This window comes from uncultured Gemella sp. (assembly GCF_963515875.1).
GTDB lineage: Bacteria > Bacillota > Bacilli > Staphylococcales > Gemellaceae > Gemella.
Window position 1 is genome coordinate 1 of sequence record NZ_CAUPZX010000014.1, and the last position, 16,795, is coordinate 16,795.

Consider the following 16,795-nt stretch of genomic DNA (forward strand, 5'->3'; position numbering starts at 1 on the left):
ACAAATTGCACTATTTCCGAATCTTACAGTTGCAGAAAATATTGCGCTAATTCCAGAAATGAAAAATTTTGATAAAAAAGAAATCAAAGAAAAAACAGAGGATTTATTAAGGAAAGTAGGATTAGATCCTAAGCATTATATGAATCGTTTTCCTAAAGAACTTTCTGGTGGAGAAAAGCAACGTGTAGGAATACTACGTGCAATTATTGCTAATCCTAAAATTTTACTGATGGATGAACCATTTTCTGCATTAGATCCTATTAGTAAAGTTCAATTACAAGATTTGATAAAAACCTTACACAATGAGTATAAAATGACGACAGTTTTTGTAACTCATGACATGGATGAAGCTATGAAACTTGCCGATAGAATTTGTGTCTTAAAAAATGGTAAGGTAGTTCAAATTGCTACACCAGAGGTATTAAAAGAAAACCCTGCGGATGACTTTGTTCGTGAATTTTTTGCAAGGGGGGATAAATAATGAATTTAGTAAATACATTTTTAGAAAGAAAAAGTGATTGGATAACTGGTTTATATGAGCATCTTCAGATTTCATTATTATCACTTATTATTGCTATATTTATTGCAGTTCCGTTAGGAATAATTATCTCAGGGAATAAAAAGACAAGTGAATGGTTTTTACAAATTACTGGTATTTTCCAAACGATTCCTTCTCTTGCATTATTAGGTCTATTCATTCCATTTATGGGAATTGGCACATTACCAGCAGTCGTGGCATTAGTAATTTATGCTATATTTCCAATATTACAAAGTACAATTACTGGTTTATCGGAGATTGATTCATCATTAGAAGAAGCTGCAACTGCATTTGGTATGACAAAACTAGAAAAATTGAAAAAATACCAACTTGCATTAGCAATGCCTATACTTATGGATGGTGTAAGAACTGCTAGTATTATGATTATTGGTACAGCAACTCTTGCTGCTTTAATTGGAGCAGGAGGATTAGGTTCATTTATTTTACTAGGAATAGATAGAAACAACTCTGCGTTAATTCTAATCGGGGCAATTTCCTCAGCAATCTTAGCTATAATTTTTGGATTATTAATTAAGTTCTTACAAGATAAAAAACCAAAAACAATTTTAGCATCATTACTTGCGGCTGTAGTAGCTTTAACAATCAGTTTTTTCCCAATTGGAAAAATGTCTAATGATAAACTAATTATAGCGGGTAAAATAGGAGCAGAACCAGAAATTTTAATAAATATGTATAAAATACTTATAGAAGATGAAACTAAAATCGATGTTGAGGTTAAACCGAACTTCGGTAAAACTAGTTTCTTATATGAGGCGTTAAAAGGTAAAAGTATTGATATTTATCCAGAGTTTACAGGTACAGTTACGACAACATTATTGAAAACACCAGAAACTGTTCCTTCTAATGATCCTGATGAAGTTTATGAAGTTGCACGTAAGAAAATATTTGAACAAGATAAACTAGTATATTTAAAACCCACAAAATTTCAGGATACATATGCATTAGCTGTAACAGAAGATTTTGCAAATAAAAATAAATTAAATAATATCTCAGATATAAAATTAGTAGAAAATTCTTCAAAAGTAGGATTTTCATTAGAATTTAATGATAGAAAAGATGGTGGTATAGGACTTAAAAATCTTTATCACTTGAATCTAAATGTTAAAACTATGGAAATAGCGTTGAAATATCAAGCTATTTCAAATGGTGATGTAAATATTATCGATGTATTCTCAACGGATAGTAAGATAATTACAAATAAACTTAAATTATTAAATGATGATAGACATTTATTCCCACCATATCAAGGGGCACCGTTATTAAGAGAAGAGACATTGAAAAAACATCCTGAACTTGAAAAAATCTTAAATAAACTTGCTGGAAAAATAACAGAAAAAGAAATGACTGAAATGAACTACAAAGTAGATATTGAAGGTAAACCTGCTTATGATGTAGCAAAAGAATTTCTACAAAAAGAAGGATTAATTAAAAAATAGAGTAGTATATTACTTAAAATTAAAAATTCTCAAGCCTTATGGTTTGGGATTTTTTTCTAACATTTCCTTTTTTATATGATTTTTGATAAAATTAAAGGTAAGAGTTTTTTAGCTAGAAATGTAGAAAGTAGGTGTAAATTTGCAAGTTACAAATATAACAAAGCTAAAAGTTAAGTATAAAATTGAATTAGAAAATGGTAAACATTTTTATGTCTCTGAAGATACGATAATAAAATATGGACTTATAAAAAAAATAGATTTATCAAAAGAGCAACTAAAAGAAATCATAGCTCATGAGAGTATAGAAAGTGCTTATAGTAAGGCTGTACATTACTTACAATTTGGTTTAAGAACTAAGCAGGATATAAGAGAATATCTTCAGAAGAAAGAGATTGCTGATAATGTTATTGATGAGGCAATAGAGAAGTTGATAGAAATCGGTTATCTGAATGATGATCACTATGTAGAAGCTGCGGTAACGGATTATTTTAACCTAAATCAAAAAGGACCGTATTGGATACAAAGAAAATTATTAGAAAAAGGCTTGGATAAAGACGTTATTGAAGAAAATATTGCGAAGATTTGTACTGAAGAAGCAATGATAGAAATGCTCTATAAGATTATTGAGCATGAATATAAAGTACGAAGAGAGACAAAAAATAAAAAAGTTCAAAAAATAACACAAAAACTTTATACAAATGGCTTTACATCTGATATAATAAGAAAGGTGTTTGACATATTTTTCGAAGACTATGAGGAAGAAGATGAAGATGGTATATTAGATGAGCATTATAGAAGGGCTTATCAAAGTTATAGTCGCAGATACGAAGGGTATGCACTTAAACAAAAGCTGATTGAAAAGCTAATAAGAGATGGTTTTTCGTATTATACAGCTAAAGACTATGTAGAAAAACAAGATTTGTAAAGGAAGAATAAAATGAATAGAAGAAATGAAAGGCAAAAGAAAATAAGGAACTTTTCTATAATTGCACATATTGACCACGGGAAATCGACTCTTGCGGATAGAATTTTAGAGAAAACAAAGGCGTTAGAACAACGTGAGATGAAAGCACAACTTCTAGACTCGATGGATATTGAACGTGAAAGAGGTATTACAATTAAACTTAATGCAGTTCAATTACAATATACTGCTAAAAATGGAGAAGAGTATATTTTCCACTTAATCGATACACCGGGACACGTAGACTTCACATATGAAGTATCACGTTCTCTAGCAGCATGTGAAGGGGCTATTTTAGTAGTTGATGCTGCTCAAGGTATTGAAGCACAAACTTTAGCTAATGTATACTTAGCATTAGACAATAATTTAGAAATTATTCCAATTATTAACAAAATCGACTTACCTGCGGCGGATCCTGAAAAAGTTAAGACTGAGATTGAAGATGTAATTGGATTACCGACAGATGATATCGTGCTAGCTTCAGCTAAGGCGGGTATTGGTATTGATGAAATCTTAGAACAAATCGTAGAATATATTCCAGCTCCGTCTGGGGATGCTGATGAACCACTACAAGCGTTAATCTTTGACTCTTTATACGATGCGTATAGAGGAGTTATCGTTTCAGTTCGTATTAAGAACGGTACTGTAAAGGCTGGAGATAAGATTAAGATGATGGCTACTGGTGGTGTGTTCGAGGTAACTGAGGTTGGTATTCACACACCTAAAGAAAAAATCGTTGATGAACTTACTGCAGGGGATGTAGGATTTATCTGTGCATCTATCAAAAATGTAAGTGAAACTCGTGTAGGGGATACAATCACACTAGCGAATAATCCTGCAAAAGAAGCATTACCTGGATATAGAAGATTAAATCCAATGGTATTCTGTGGATTATATCCAATCGATTCATCAAAATATAATGACTTACGAGAAGCATTAGAAAAATTAGAACTTAATGACTCTGCTTTACAATATGAAGCAGAAACATCACAAGCACTAGGATTCGGATTTAGATGTGGATTCCTAGGAATGTTACACATGGAAATCATTCAAGAGCGTATTGAACGTGAATTTAACATTGATATCATCGCAACTGCACCATCGGTTATTTACAAAGTTGAGAAAACTGACGGAACTTTAGTAGATGTATCAAACCCATCAGAAATGCCAGATCCACAAAAAATAAATAAGATAACTGAGCCATTTGTTAAGGCGAGCATTATGGTACCAAATGACTATGTAGGTGCCGTTATGGATCTTTGTCAGAAGAAACGTGGTATCTTCTTAAATATGGAATATATCGATGATACAAGGGTTAATATTACTTATGATATACCTTTATCAGAAATCGTCTTTGATTTCTTTGATCAACTTAAATCTAATACAAAAGGATATGCGTCATTCGACTATGAATTAACTGGATATAAAGATAGTAACCTTGTTAAGATGGATATTCTATTAAATGGTGAACAAGTCGATGCTTTAAGTTTCATCGTTCACAGAGAATTTGCTTACCAACGTGGTAAAGTTATTGTAGAAAAACTTAAAAAACTTATTCCTAAGCAACAATTTGAGATTCCTATCCAAGCTGCAATTGGAAATAAAATTATCTCTCGTGAAACAATTAAAGCGATGCGTAAAAACGTTCTTGCGAAATGTTACGGAGGGGATATCAGTAGGAAACGTAAATTATTAGAGAAACAGAAAAAAGGTAAAGAGAGAATGAAAGCTGTTGGTAGCGTAGAAGTTCCTCAAGATGCGTTTATGGCTGTTCTGAAAATGGATGAAGAATAATGAAAAGTTATCCACGCGGAGTATATATTCATATTCCATTTTGTAAGTATATTTGTTCGTACTGTGATTTCAACAAGTTTTATATACAAAGACAACCTGTCGATAAATATATAGATTGCTTAATTAAAGAAATCGAGAGCATGGAAAATATTCAAAATGTTGAAACTATTTATATTGGTGGTGGAACACCAAGTGCATTAAATGATGAACAACTTCATCGTTTACTAACTGCATTAAGAAATAAAATTCCACAACAACTGCGTGAATTTACTTTTGAAGCTAACCCTGAGGATCTTGTTGATTCTCGGGTTGCTTTGGTAAAGGGATACGGAGTTGATAGAATTAGTATGGGAGTTCAAACTTTTAATAATGAGTTGTTAAAAATTCTTGGGCGAGGACATGTTGCTGATGATGTGGATATGGCGATTGCTAATTGTAAAAAACATGGGATTGAGGACATTAATGTTGATTTAATGTTTTCATTACCGAAGCAGACTATGGACGATTTGTATGATAGTATGAAGAAGGTTGTGGGATATAATATTAGCCATGTCTCTTGTTACTCATTGATATTAGAGCAGAAAACAAAACTTTATAATCAAGTTAGAGATAAGAAAGTTACATTACCTTCGAATGAAACTGAAGAGAAAATGTACAATGAGGTTATTAATTTCTTAACAGAAAATGGTTATGAACAGTATGAAATCAGTAATTTTGCACGACCAGGTCATGAGAGTGTTCATAATAGCAGTTACTGGAAGAATATAGAGTATTATGGTCTTGGGGCAGGTGCGCATGGTTATATTGATGGAGTGCGTTATGCTAACCAAGGAGCATTGAAATTCTATATTGATAGTATGTTAGAAAAAGGGCATGCAAGACGTGAAGAAAATACTGTAACAACTAAGGAAAGAATCGAAGAGGAAATGTTCTTAGGACTGCGTCTTTTAGAAGGTGTAGATTTAGATATGTTTGAAGAAAAGTATGAAAAAAGAGCAGAAGAAATATTCAAAGGTGTAATTGATAAAAACATAAGAGAAGGGTACCTAGAGATCGAAGGTAATAAACTTCGTTTGACTAGAAAAGGATTATTCTATGGAAACGATGTGTTCTCTGAGTTTTTATTGGATTAAATATAATAAAAATTTTGTAAGGGGAGAAACCAGCTAGATAAGTTTTATGAAGTTAGTTTTTCGGTTTCTCCCGATAAATATAAAGGAAAGGAGAATAATTATGGAGCGGACATATATTGAAAGATTACTTAGTAATTTGAATGAAGAGTATGGATTTAATTTGAGATTCGGTGATAATTTTAAAAATGCATTTTCTCATTCTTCTTATACTAATGAGAAAAGAATCGAGAAACATTTGAATTATGAGCGTCTGGAATTTTTAGGAGATGCTGTTGTTGAACTTACAACAAGTGAATTTTTATTTAAAAAATTTTCTGAGCTTCCAGAAGGTGAACTTACTAAGTTACGTGCATCTATTGTGTGTGAAAAGACATTGGTTAAATATGCTTTGCAACTTGGTTTAGATAAATGTATCTATCTAGGAAAAGGTGAAGAAAAAATGGGCGGTAGAAGTCGAGCAGCTTTACTTGCTGATATTTTTGAATCTTTTACAGGAGCGATGTATTTAGAATCAAATCTTGAAGTGGTAAAAACGTTCTTAAATAATACTTTATTTACAGAAGTGCAAGATCTTGAGTATCACAGTTTTGTAGATTATAAAACTATCTTACAAGAATATGTTTCGAAAATTAAATTAGGTGATATTGAATATGTAGTACTTGATTCTAGTGGTCCATCACATTCGAAAACGTTCACAAGTGCTATTTTAATTGATGGGAAACAATATGGGAATGGAACTGCAACAACAAAGAAAGAGTCTGAGCAGCTTTCAGCAAAACAAGCATTAGAAAAACTAGGGTGTAAGAATATTTAAAAACAATGAAAGGAGAAGAAGATGAAATTAGCAAAGGTTGAAGTTACAGGTTTTAAATCTTTTCAGAAGAAAACAACGTTTGAATTTAAGAATAATTTAATCGGTGTTGTTGGGCCGAATGGTTCGGGAAAAAGTAATATAATTGATGCTATTCGCTGGGTTTTAGGGGAGCAGTCTGCTAAAAATTTACGTGGTAGTAGCATGAAAGATGTTATCTTTTCGGGGACAGAAGATGCGAAAAGAAAAAACTTTGCTGAAGTAGCGGTAACATTTTCTAACGACGAAGATAGTTGTGAAATTAAAAGACGTTTGTATAGAAATGGTGATAGTGAGTATTACATTGATAATAAACGTGCAAAATTAAAAGATATTACAGATATATATTTGGACCTTGGGATTAATAAGGAGAGTTATAGCATTATTACTCAAGGTAAGGTAGAAGATATTATCTCATCTAAACCTGTTGATCGTCGAGCAATTATTGAAGAGGCTTCAGGAGTATTAAAATATAAAAATAAGAAAAAAGAAACCAATCTCAAATTAGAAAAAACAAATGACAATTTAATGAGGTTATATGATATTTTCTCAGAAATTTCAGGTCGTTATGAAATCTTAGAAGATCAAAAGAATAAAACACAAAAGTATCTTGATTATTCTAAAGAACTCGAAGAAAAAGATATATTATTAAATGTTTATAACATTGCTGAATATCAGAAAAGACTTGCAAATTTACTTAAAGTTAAACAAGATAAAGAATCGGAAAAACTTGACTTAGAGAATAGACAAGAAGAACTTATTAAAGATTTAGAAAGTATCAAAAATAGTTTAGTCTCTCTAGATAGAACTTACATGAAATATCATGATAAAGAGTTAGAATTAGTTCAGAAGAAAGAATCTCTTCAATCACAATTAAGTGTAATTCAGGAAAGAAAAAACAATAGAACACTTAGAAGTGAAAAAATTAATGACGATATTAAATATCTTGAGGAAAGAAAACAAAATCTTGAGAGTAAGTTAGCAGAAAGAGAAAATCTTAATGCTGAAACTAAAAGTAAAATTCAAAAGATTAATAAAGAAATCTCTTCATTAGAATCAGGTGAAGAGAGTAAACTAGAATTAATCGAAAGAAATATAGAAGAATTAAAAGATAACTATTATAGCTTAATAAACGAAGAAACTAAACTAGAAAATAGTATAGAGTTCGCTAAGAAAAATCTAGAGAGTGCTGATGAAAACAGTAAAGAAATTCTAGATAATATAGAGAGACAAAAACAAGTTTTAGCTATAAAAACAGAAGAGCTTACAGCAGCTACTGAAGAACAAAAAGCTCTAGATGAGCAATTAGCTAATCTTCAAAAAGAACTTGATATATTAGTTGAAAAAAATATTTTTATTAATTCAAATGGGAAAAATATTGAGGAACAAATACGAACAGGATACAACTTCAAGAGTAACCTAGAAAATCGCAAGAAGTTCTTAGAAGATCAGATTAATAATTTAAGTTTCTACAATATTGGAGTAAAAGAAATTCTTGCTAATAAAGATTCTTTAGCTGGTGTTCATAATAGTGTAGCGAATATTGTAGAATTTGATAATGAGTATGCTGTTGCAATCGATATTGCTTTGGGGCAAGCGCAACAAAATATTATCGTAGAAAATGAGAATGTTGCTAAACAATGTATTAATCACTTAAAGAAAACTAATAAAGGTAGAGTTACATTTTTACCATTAAATAATATTAAAGCAAAAGCTATTGCCAATGACGTTTATAGAACAGTAGTAAATGAAGAAGGATTTATCAATATTGCTGAGAATCTTATAACTGTTGACACAGAGTATAAAAACATAATATCTCATTTATTAGGGCTTGTTCTTATCGTTGATAATATGGATAATGCCAATAGAATAGCTCGTAAGATTAATTTTAAAAATAGAATTATTACATTAGATGGGCAAATCATCAATAGTGGTGGATCTATCACTGGGGGTGCTGTTAATAAAAATAATAACTCGTCTATTAAACATAAGGCTGAACTAGATGAGCTAGTGCAAAATCTTGATAAAGTTAATGATAAGATTGAAAAATTAGCTGATGAGAAGAGTTTATTAGAAAGTCAACAACAACAGGTAATGGATAAAATCATAAACTCTAAATCTGTGAAAGAAGAGGCAATTTTAAAACTTAAGCAATTAGAATTAAGTATTAATCATAAAAATTCTGAGATTGCTGATATTAAAGAAAATATAGAATTTAATGAGAAGAAATTACTAGAATTTAAAGACAATGAAGATGACTCAAGTAATATTATTGAATTAACTCAAAATCTTGAGAAAATTAGAGTAGAGCTACAAAAACTTGATGAGAAAATCAAAGAAGAAAGTAGTAAGAAACAAAATGCTCAAAGTGCTGAAGAATTGTTCTTAGAGAAAATTGCCGAGCTTAAGATAGAAAAATCAAAATTAGAAGAAACAACTAAACATGGTTTAGAGTTAATAGAATCGCTATCAGCAGATATAGCGGATGTAAATGAACAGCTGACAAGATTAGAAATGTCTAAGGATGCGGAGTCTTTAAGTGAGGAAGATGAGCTTCAAATATTAGAAAATAACTCTAAGTTGATTATTGAGTGTACTGAACGTTTAACAACGCTTAAGACGTTATTATCAGATCTTGATATGGAAAAAACAGGATTATTCAAACGTGAAAAAGAAATTACGGTAGCTCAACAAAGAAATAATGAAAGCTTACGTCAGAAAACTTCAGAATTTGAAAAGTTAACTATAGAACAGACGAAGATAGAAGTTAAAATTGATGAATATCTAGAAAATCTTGTTACTAATTATAATGTAACGTACGAAAGTGTATCAAATAGATTGACGTCTGAAAATATTGATGAAGTACCAACGTATAAGAGTGATGTAGTAAGACTTCGCAAAGAGATAGTAGACTTAGGTAATATTAATTTGAATGCTATTGCTGAGTTTGAAGAGGTAAAAGAACGTTATGACTTCTATAATGAACAAATTACCGATCTTGTAGAAGCGAAAGAAAAACTAGAAGAGACTATTGCAGAGATTGATAAAGAAGTAAAAGAACGCTTCTTAACGACATTTGTTCAAGTAGCAGAAGACTTCAATAAAATATTTAAAAAATTGTTCAAAGGTGGTTATGCAGATATGACTTTAGAATCACCAAATGACATATTAAATACTGGAATAGTAATCGAAGCTTCACCTCCGGGTAAAAAACTTCAAAACCTTTCATTATTATCAGGTGGGGAGAAATCTTTAACTGCGATAAGTTTATTGTTTGCGATATTACAGGTTAAAAATCCTCCGTTTGTAGTACTAGATGAGGTAGAAGCGGCACTGGATGAAGAGAATGTTAATAGATTTGCTAAATTCTTGAAAGTTTATTCAGAGAATAATCAGTTCTTAGTTATTACGCACAGACGAGGAACTATGGAAGCTATGGATACTTTATACGGAGTAACAATGCAAGAAAAAGGTATTAGTTATATCTTAGAATTAGAGTTAAAAGATGTTATTGAGAACTTCGAAGAGGTAGTAGAGTAGTAGGTAAAATTTTATAATAAGTTAAAAGACACGGTTAAGTTTGAACTTAACTGTGTCTTTTTCAACTTAATTTGAATAAGATAAATTCTTAATAAATCCATACCATACATATACTACAATAATTATTGCCAGTAATTCACTAAGACGAATTAAAATATTTAAAATAGAAAATTCAGCAATTTGATAGTAAATTCCAGTTTTTTGAAATGCTATTGCACAAATCACTAATGGGAAAGTGAAAGCAGAAAAGCTAGGATAGAATTTTCTTTTCAGTAGGTATGGTAATTGAATTAAAACAAATATAAACAATAATATTGTAAGTGGTATTAATATTGCTAATATTATATTACTTTTATGTGTAACTCCAATCATATAACTAGCTAGTAATAGTCCACCAGGGGCAGAAAATACTGTTATAGTAGGATAATCCCCATCTTTATAATGTTTATATTTATAAACTCTATAAAGAACAAAAGGTAGTAGTACTAAATAGTTAATATAAGAAAAGTAGAAGTAAATTAATCCTAGTGTTTCTAAGTTATAATTTATTGCTGTTACTGTTACAACAGCAGGTCCAACGAATGTAATGAACCAAGTTGGATAAATATTTTTAATATGCCTTTCTTTCAGAATAAAATTATAAATTGCATAAGATACAACAAAAAAATCAAGAAGAATTCCAACTATCCAAAAGGGTATACTGTAAGTACCTATAAATTTTTTTGAAAATGAACTTAAAAGCATAATACTCATTGGGTATGTTGCTAGTACAGTTGCTATAATAGGTTTTTCCATTTCTTTTTTTAGTTCATCATATCCTAATGTAAACTTAATAGTTAAAAGTACAATTATTATTAAAGATAACATATTAAATAATAACTGTAGTGAAGAGGAATATGGTTGTAATAAATTTCCTAATGCAGCAGAACCTAATGCTAAACCTGCTATAGGTGTTGGTAAACTTTTAACAATAATCATAAAGAGCTCCTAAAATTTTATTTCATCTTTAATTGTATACAATTTCATGTAATAATTCAATAATTTTTCTGTTGACATTTCATACAAAATAATTTACAATAAGAAACAAGTGTTACCTATCGATGGAGGTTTGAATATGGCACCAAAATTTAAATTTACTAAAGAAGAGGTTTTGACTATAACTATAGACTTTATAAGAGAAAATGGAATAGAAGCATTAACTGCAAGAGAGTTGGCTAAAAAATTGGAGTCATCTACTAAAGTAATATTTAGTTTGTTCTCTAATATGAAAAATTTAGAAGATGAAGCAAAGTTTGCTGCAGAAAATATTTTTTCAGAAAAAGTTAATTTAGCTTTAAAAGATGATAGTCCATTTAAACGATTAGGAGTAGAGTATATATTATTTTCAAAAAATGAACCTAAATTATTTCAATGGTTATTTATGAGAAAAGGTATAGAAGTAGAAAGTTTTAAAGATTTTCTTCCAATGCGAGACTATGAATATAAATCAGTAATTGAGTCTATAGATGAAGAGTATAAAATTTCAATAGAAAATGCAAAAAAATTTTATGAGCACTTATTTATATATAGTCATGGTATTGCAACATTAACAGTTACTGGAATATATAATTTTACACCGTCTGAAATTATTGAGTACATAGCAGAAGTAGCTAAAAGTTTAATAGTACAATATTTAAGGGAGATTGATTAAATGATTACAGCAAAAAATATTAAGAAAAAATATAATGATCAAGAAGTTTTAAGGGGAATAGATTTAAAAATTGATAAAAATGAATTTGTTGTTATACTTGGGGCTTCGGGTTCAGGGAAATCTACATTATTAAATATTTTATCTGGTTTAGAAAAGTCAGATTCAGGAGAAGTTGTATATGATAATGAGTCTATAAGTGATTACTCAGAAAAACAATTAACAAAGTTTCGTAAAGACAAAATAGGATTTGTTTTTCAACAATATTATTTATTAAATAATTTAACAGTAGAACAAAATGTTAAAGTAGGAGCTAATTTAGCAAATAATAAAGAGTATGTTGATATTATAAAGGACTTAGGATTAGAAGATAAATTAAGTAAATATCCTAATGAGTTATCTGGAGGAGAGCAACAGCGTGTTTCAATTGCGAGAGCATTAGCTAAGAAGCCAACTGTACTATTTTTAGATGAACCAACAGGAGCTTTAGATGAGGCAACTGGAAGAAAAATATTAGAGTACTTATTGAAACTAAAAGGTAAATCAAACTTTACAATGATAATGGTAACTCATAATGAGAATATTGCTGAGCTTGCAAATAAGATAATTCATGTAGGCAGTGGTAGAGTAACTTCTATTGAAGAAAACCGTACACCTAAATCGGTAGAAGAGATAGGGTGGTAATTATATGTTAGTACAGTTAAAAGATTTAAGAAAAGCAATTGCAGTAGTGATAGTAAGTTTTTGTGCGGTATTTATAACTACACTTTTTTCTAACTTATATTTAGATTTGAAAGGCCTAGATATTACGGGATTTAATATAATGCAGAAAAAGTTTTATGATGCTCAGCTTATTGTTTCTAAATTTGTAGTTATTATAACAGGAACAGTCTTATCAATAAGTGCAGCTGTAATGTTAATATTTTATATAAAACAATTTATTGATGATTCTAAACATAAAATTGGAATATTAAAAGCCCAAGGTTATAGTAATAACTTTATAGCATCTAAGTTTTCTATTTTTGGATTTTTAGTATTTTTAGGTTCATTATTAGGTTATGGTAGTTCACATTTGTTTATGCCGAAATTTTATAATAGTAGAAATACAGATAATATATTATCTGAACTTACAATAAACTTTCATCCTCAACTTTTATTAATAATGGTTATATTACCATCACTATTATTTTTAGTAATATCAATTGTTTATGTACTGCTTAATTTAAATGTACCGACGATTAACTTACTTAAACAAATAAATTCAACAAATAAAAAAATTAGAAAAAGAAGATTTAGACAATATAATAACTTTTTTAAAGAATTAAGAGCAACAGTATTATTTAGTAATAAAACCCTATTATTCTTTGTTATTTTTGCTGCATTATCATTTTCTTCAATGATTCAAATGGCATTTGGTATGAGGGATTTTGTTGATGGAACAATAAGAATTATGATGATGGTAATAGGTGTGATATTATCGTTATCAATATTATTAATTTCATTAGAAGTGATTGCTAGTAGTAATATAAAAAATATATCTATTTTAAATATTATGGGCTTTTCAAAAAGTGAATGTTCAAAAATAGTATTATCAGGTTATAGAGTAGTAGCATACATAGGCTTTGCTGTAGGAACAGTTTATCAGTATTTTTTAATAAGAGCATTACTAAAAGTTTTATCTAAAAAATTAGATAGCGAAACAACATATAACTTTGATTTAATTTCAGTAATTGGTAGTTTTATAGCATTTGTATTAATATATGAAATCTTTATTTTATACTATAGTAATAAGATAAAAGGTTTAAATGTTAAAAAAATTATGATGGAATAAAAATAACAACTCCTTGTATATTTATACAGGGAGTTGTTTTAGGAGTAATTATTTAGCTAATCCTTCAGCAATTTTATCTAAATTCCATTTCATCATGTTGTAGTAGCTATCTCCGTTTTGACCTGGTTCAGCAATTGAATCAGTGAAGATTTTTTCGTAAATAGGAATGTTAGTATCTTTTGATACTGTTTGCATTGGACGTTCGTCAACACTGCTTTCTACGAATAGAGAAGGTACTTTAGTTTTACGTAATTTTTCAACTAGAGTTTTGATTTGATCTGGAGTTCCTTCTTCTTCAGTATTGATTTCCCAAATGTAAGCAGATGGTACATTGTATGCTTTAGAGAAGTATTTGAAGCATCCTTCACTAGTTACGATTGTTTTTTTCTCTTTAGGAATGTTATTGAATTTCTCTTTAGCTTCTTTATCTAATTTAGAAAGTTTTTCTAAGTAAGTTTTAAGGTTAGCTTCGTAGAAATCTTTATTCTTAGGATCTTTAGCTTCTAATTGCTTAGCAATGTTTTTAGCATATATCATACCATTTTCAAGGTTTAACCAAGCGTGTGGATCTTCTTTACCTTTTTCATTTTGACCTTCAAGATAAATTACATCAACACCTTCACTAACAGCGTAGTAATCTTTATTTTCTTCTTTTTTAGCATTTTGAACTAATTTTGTAAACCAAGCGTTACCACCAGTTTCTAAGTTAATACCGTTGTAGAAGATAAGATTAGCTTGAGATGTTTTTTTAACATCATCAGGAAGTGGTTCGTATTCATGTGGGTCTTGACCAACTGGTACGATACTATGTAAATCAATTTTATCACCAGCGATATTTTTTGTAATATCGGCGATAATAGAGTTAGTTGCTACTACTTTTAATTTTGTAGCTTCGTTAGAATTTGAATCTTGTTTAGCGCTAGAACAAGCAAATAGTCCAACGGCTAGAGTAAAAATAAGCGCTAAGAAACTTAATTTTTTAAAACCTAATTTTTTCATATTATAGGCCTCCTTTATTATTTATTATTTATTTGTAAAAACAAAAATAAAATAGATTTACATAACTAATAATAATCATTATCAATTAAAACCCCGCAATAACTCCTCTAAATAAACTCATTTTGGAAGTATTTTATTTTTTAATGAGCTTATTTAAAGGGGTTATTTATATTTAATTAGATTAATACTACTTTATTATTTGTAAATTATTACCAAAATTATATTATTTTTTATGTTTAACAAAGCGTTGTTTTGGAGCAATAAAGAAACTTATTGCAAAAACTATAGCAGATGTTAATACGATACTAGATCCAGCTGCAATATTGAATGAGTATCCGATAAACAATCCAAGTACTGAGCAAGATGCACCGATTGTAGATGATAAAAATATCATTGTTTTTAGGCTGTTAGCATATAGATATGCAGTAGCAGCAGGTGTAATTAGCATAGCTACAATCAGAATTGTTCCAACACTTTGCATTGCTGTAACAGATACTAGAGTTAATAATATCATTAGTAGGTAGTGGTAGAAGTTAACTCTCATTCCCATCGCCTTAGCTAATAGTTCATCAAATGAAGTTAGTAGTAATTCTTTGAAGAACAACTTAATTACTAAAAGTACGAAAATTCCCACTCCAATTGTAATGTACATGTCTATATCTTGTACTGCTAAAATGTTACCGAACAAGATATGGAATAAGTCTGTGGAACTTTTTGCAACGCTTATTAAAATTACACCTAATGCAAGGAATGAACTGAATGTAATACCAATTGCTGTATCACTTTTAATAATTGAATTTCCTTTGATAAATGTTATGATAATTGACGCTAATAGTCCAAACACAATCGCACCAATAAAGAAGTCAATTCCTAAAATGAATGATAGAGCAACTCCAGGTAGAACCGCGTGTGAAATCGCGTCTCCCATTAAAGACATTCCCCTAAGAACAATAAAACAGCCTACTGCTCCTGCTACAATACCTATGACAATAGCAGTAATAAGAGCGTTTTGTAAGAAATGAAAACTGTAAAGTCCATCAATAAATTCTTTAATCATTAGTTCCACCTCCCATAAAGAATAGGTCAGTACCATATGCTTTAGTTAAGTTTTCTCTTGTGAAAGTTTCTTCTGTACCACCATATGCAATAACTTCTTTGTTAAGAAGAATTACGGTGTCGAAATATGAATGAACTTTTCTTAAGTCATGGTGTACTATTAATATTGTATGTCCTTTATCACGAAGATTTCTAAGTGTATTCATGATAATCTCCTCACTTACAGAATCGATACCAACGAAAGGTTCATCTAAGAATATATATTTAGCGTCTTGTACAAGACAACGAGCTATTAATACACGTTGGAACTGTCCACCAGATAGTTCACTAATTTGTCTATTAGAGAATTTCTCTAGACCAACTAACTTTAAAGCGTCGTCAACTTTTTGCCAATCAGATTTTTTTAATTTTTTTAGTATTCCAATCTTAGAATATAAGCCAAGAGAAACACATTCTCTAACTTTTATTGGAAAATTGTAGTCAATATTTATTTTTTGTTCGACATAAGCAACATTGTCAAGATTTTCTTTTGCAATCTTGTCATCAATTTTTGAAATACCTGTCGAGGGTATTATATTCAAAACGGCTTTTATTAAGGTAGATTTACCAGCACCGTTAGGCCCTATTATACCTGTAATACCAGGTCCTTTAATTTCTAAATTAATATTAGAAAGGGCAGGAGTTTGGTTATAGGTAACATTTAAATTTTCTATCTTTATCATAGCTTGTCCCTTCTTGTTTTATTTTGTGTTTATACATTAAAGTTTACCTTAGGAAAGAAAATAAGTCAAGTAAATTTTGTTGTATTCAGAAAAAAAATATGAAGAAATCTAAAAAACTACACAAAAATAATAAGTTTTTGAGAAAAAAATATAGAGAAAAATAAAAAAACCTACCTTACAAAAAATATTGTAAGGTAGAAATAAGGGAGTAAATATGAAAAGTCTTT

Annotated in this window: 14 protein-coding genes; 10 read left to right on the plus strand and 4 right to left on the minus strand. The window is 29.7% G+C overall.

Annotated features, from left to right (window positions below; all coding sequences use genetic code 11):
• From RWL85_RS03880 to smc, 7 genes are all read left to right on the plus strand, one after another.
• A partial coding sequence (locus RWL85_RS03880) for an ATP-binding cassette domain-containing protein (protein ID WP_314085194.1) occupies window positions 1-481 on the plus strand: 481 nt, incomplete at its 5' end.
• On the plus strand, window positions 481-1,995 hold the full coding sequence (locus tag RWL85_RS03885; protein WP_314085196.1) for an ABC transporter permease/substrate-binding protein: 1,515 nt from the start codon (window positions 481-483) through the stop codon (window positions 1,993-1,995). The genes RWL85_RS03880 and RWL85_RS03885, both read left to right, overlap by 1 nt.
• A 139-nt stretch (window positions 1,996-2,134) precedes the next feature.
• Complete coding sequence (locus RWL85_RS03890) at window positions 2,135-2,920, plus strand: RecX family transcriptional regulator (protein WP_314085198.1); 786 nt, start codon at window positions 2,135-2,137, stop codon at window positions 2,918-2,920.
• Window positions 2,921-2,932: 12 nt separating this feature from the next.
• On the plus strand, window positions 2,933-4,750 hold the full coding sequence (lepA, locus tag RWL85_RS03895; protein WP_314085200.1) for a translation elongation factor 4: 1,818 nt from the start codon (window positions 2,933-2,935) through the stop codon (window positions 4,748-4,750).
• On the plus strand, window positions 4,750-5,883 hold the full coding sequence (hemW, locus tag RWL85_RS03900) for a radical SAM family heme chaperone HemW (protein WP_314085203.1): 1,134 nt from the start codon (window positions 4,750-4,752) through the stop codon (window positions 5,881-5,883). The genes lepA and hemW overlap by 1 nt, the downstream gene beginning before the upstream one ends.
• A 100-nt stretch (window positions 5,884-5,983) precedes the next feature.
• On the plus strand, window positions 5,984-6,697 hold the full coding sequence (rnc, locus tag RWL85_RS03905; RefSeq protein WP_314085205.1) for a ribonuclease III: 714 nt from the start codon (window positions 5,984-5,986) through the stop codon (window positions 6,695-6,697).
• A 21-nt stretch (window positions 6,698-6,718) separates the two neighbouring features.
• A complete protein-coding gene (gene smc / locus RWL85_RS03910; protein ID WP_314085207.1) occupies window positions 6,719-10,273 on the plus strand; it encodes a chromosome segregation protein SMC in 3,555 nt (1,184 codons plus the stop codon).
• A 66-nt stretch (window positions 10,274-10,339) separates the two neighbouring features.
• Here smc and RWL85_RS03915 read toward each other — a convergent pair whose 3' ends face one another.
• Complete coding sequence (locus RWL85_RS03915) at window positions 10,340-11,251, minus strand: TDT family transporter (protein ID WP_314085209.1); 912 nt, start codon at window positions 11,249-11,251, stop codon at window positions 10,340-10,342.
• A gap of 136 nt (window positions 11,252-11,387) precedes the next feature.
• Between RWL85_RS03915 and RWL85_RS03920 the strand changes: the two genes are divergently transcribed.
• From RWL85_RS03920 to RWL85_RS03930, 3 genes are read left to right on the plus strand one after another with little or no spacing between them, the layout of a single operon-like run.
• Entirely contained in the window at window positions 11,388-11,963 is a 576-nt protein-coding gene (locus tag RWL85_RS03920) for a TetR/AcrR family transcriptional regulator (protein WP_314085211.1), read from the plus strand.
• Window positions 11,964-12,644 (plus strand): ABC transporter ATP-binding protein, encoded by a 681-nt coding sequence (locus tag RWL85_RS03925; protein WP_314085213.1) that lies wholly within the window; start codon window positions 11,964-11,966, stop codon window positions 12,642-12,644. It begins immediately after the preceding gene.
• Window positions 12,645-12,648: 4 nt separating this feature from the next.
• A complete protein-coding gene (locus tag RWL85_RS03930) occupies window positions 12,649-13,791 on the plus strand; it encodes an FtsX-like permease family protein (protein ID WP_314085215.1) in 1,143 nt (380 codons plus the stop codon).
• Between the two features lie 48 nt (window positions 13,792-13,839).
• Here the strand turns inward: RWL85_RS03930 and RWL85_RS03935 are convergent, their stop codons facing one another.
• From RWL85_RS03935 to RWL85_RS03945, 3 genes are all read right to left on the minus strand, one after another.
• Window positions 13,840-14,790, minus strand: coding sequence for a metal ABC transporter substrate-binding protein (locus RWL85_RS03935; RefSeq protein WP_314085217.1), 951 nt, complete (start codon window positions 14,788-14,790; stop codon window positions 13,840-13,842).
• A 223-nt stretch (window positions 14,791-15,013) separates the two neighbouring features.
• Entirely contained in the window at window positions 15,014-15,847 is an 834-nt protein-coding gene (locus RWL85_RS03940) for a metal ABC transporter permease (RefSeq protein WP_314085219.1), read from the minus strand.
• A complete protein-coding gene (locus tag RWL85_RS03945) occupies window positions 15,840-16,568 on the minus strand; it encodes a metal ABC transporter ATP-binding protein (protein ID WP_314085221.1) in 729 nt (242 codons plus the stop codon). The genes RWL85_RS03940 and RWL85_RS03945 overlap by 8 nt, the downstream gene beginning before the upstream one ends.
• Between the last annotated feature and the right edge of the window lie 227 nt (window positions 16,569-16,795).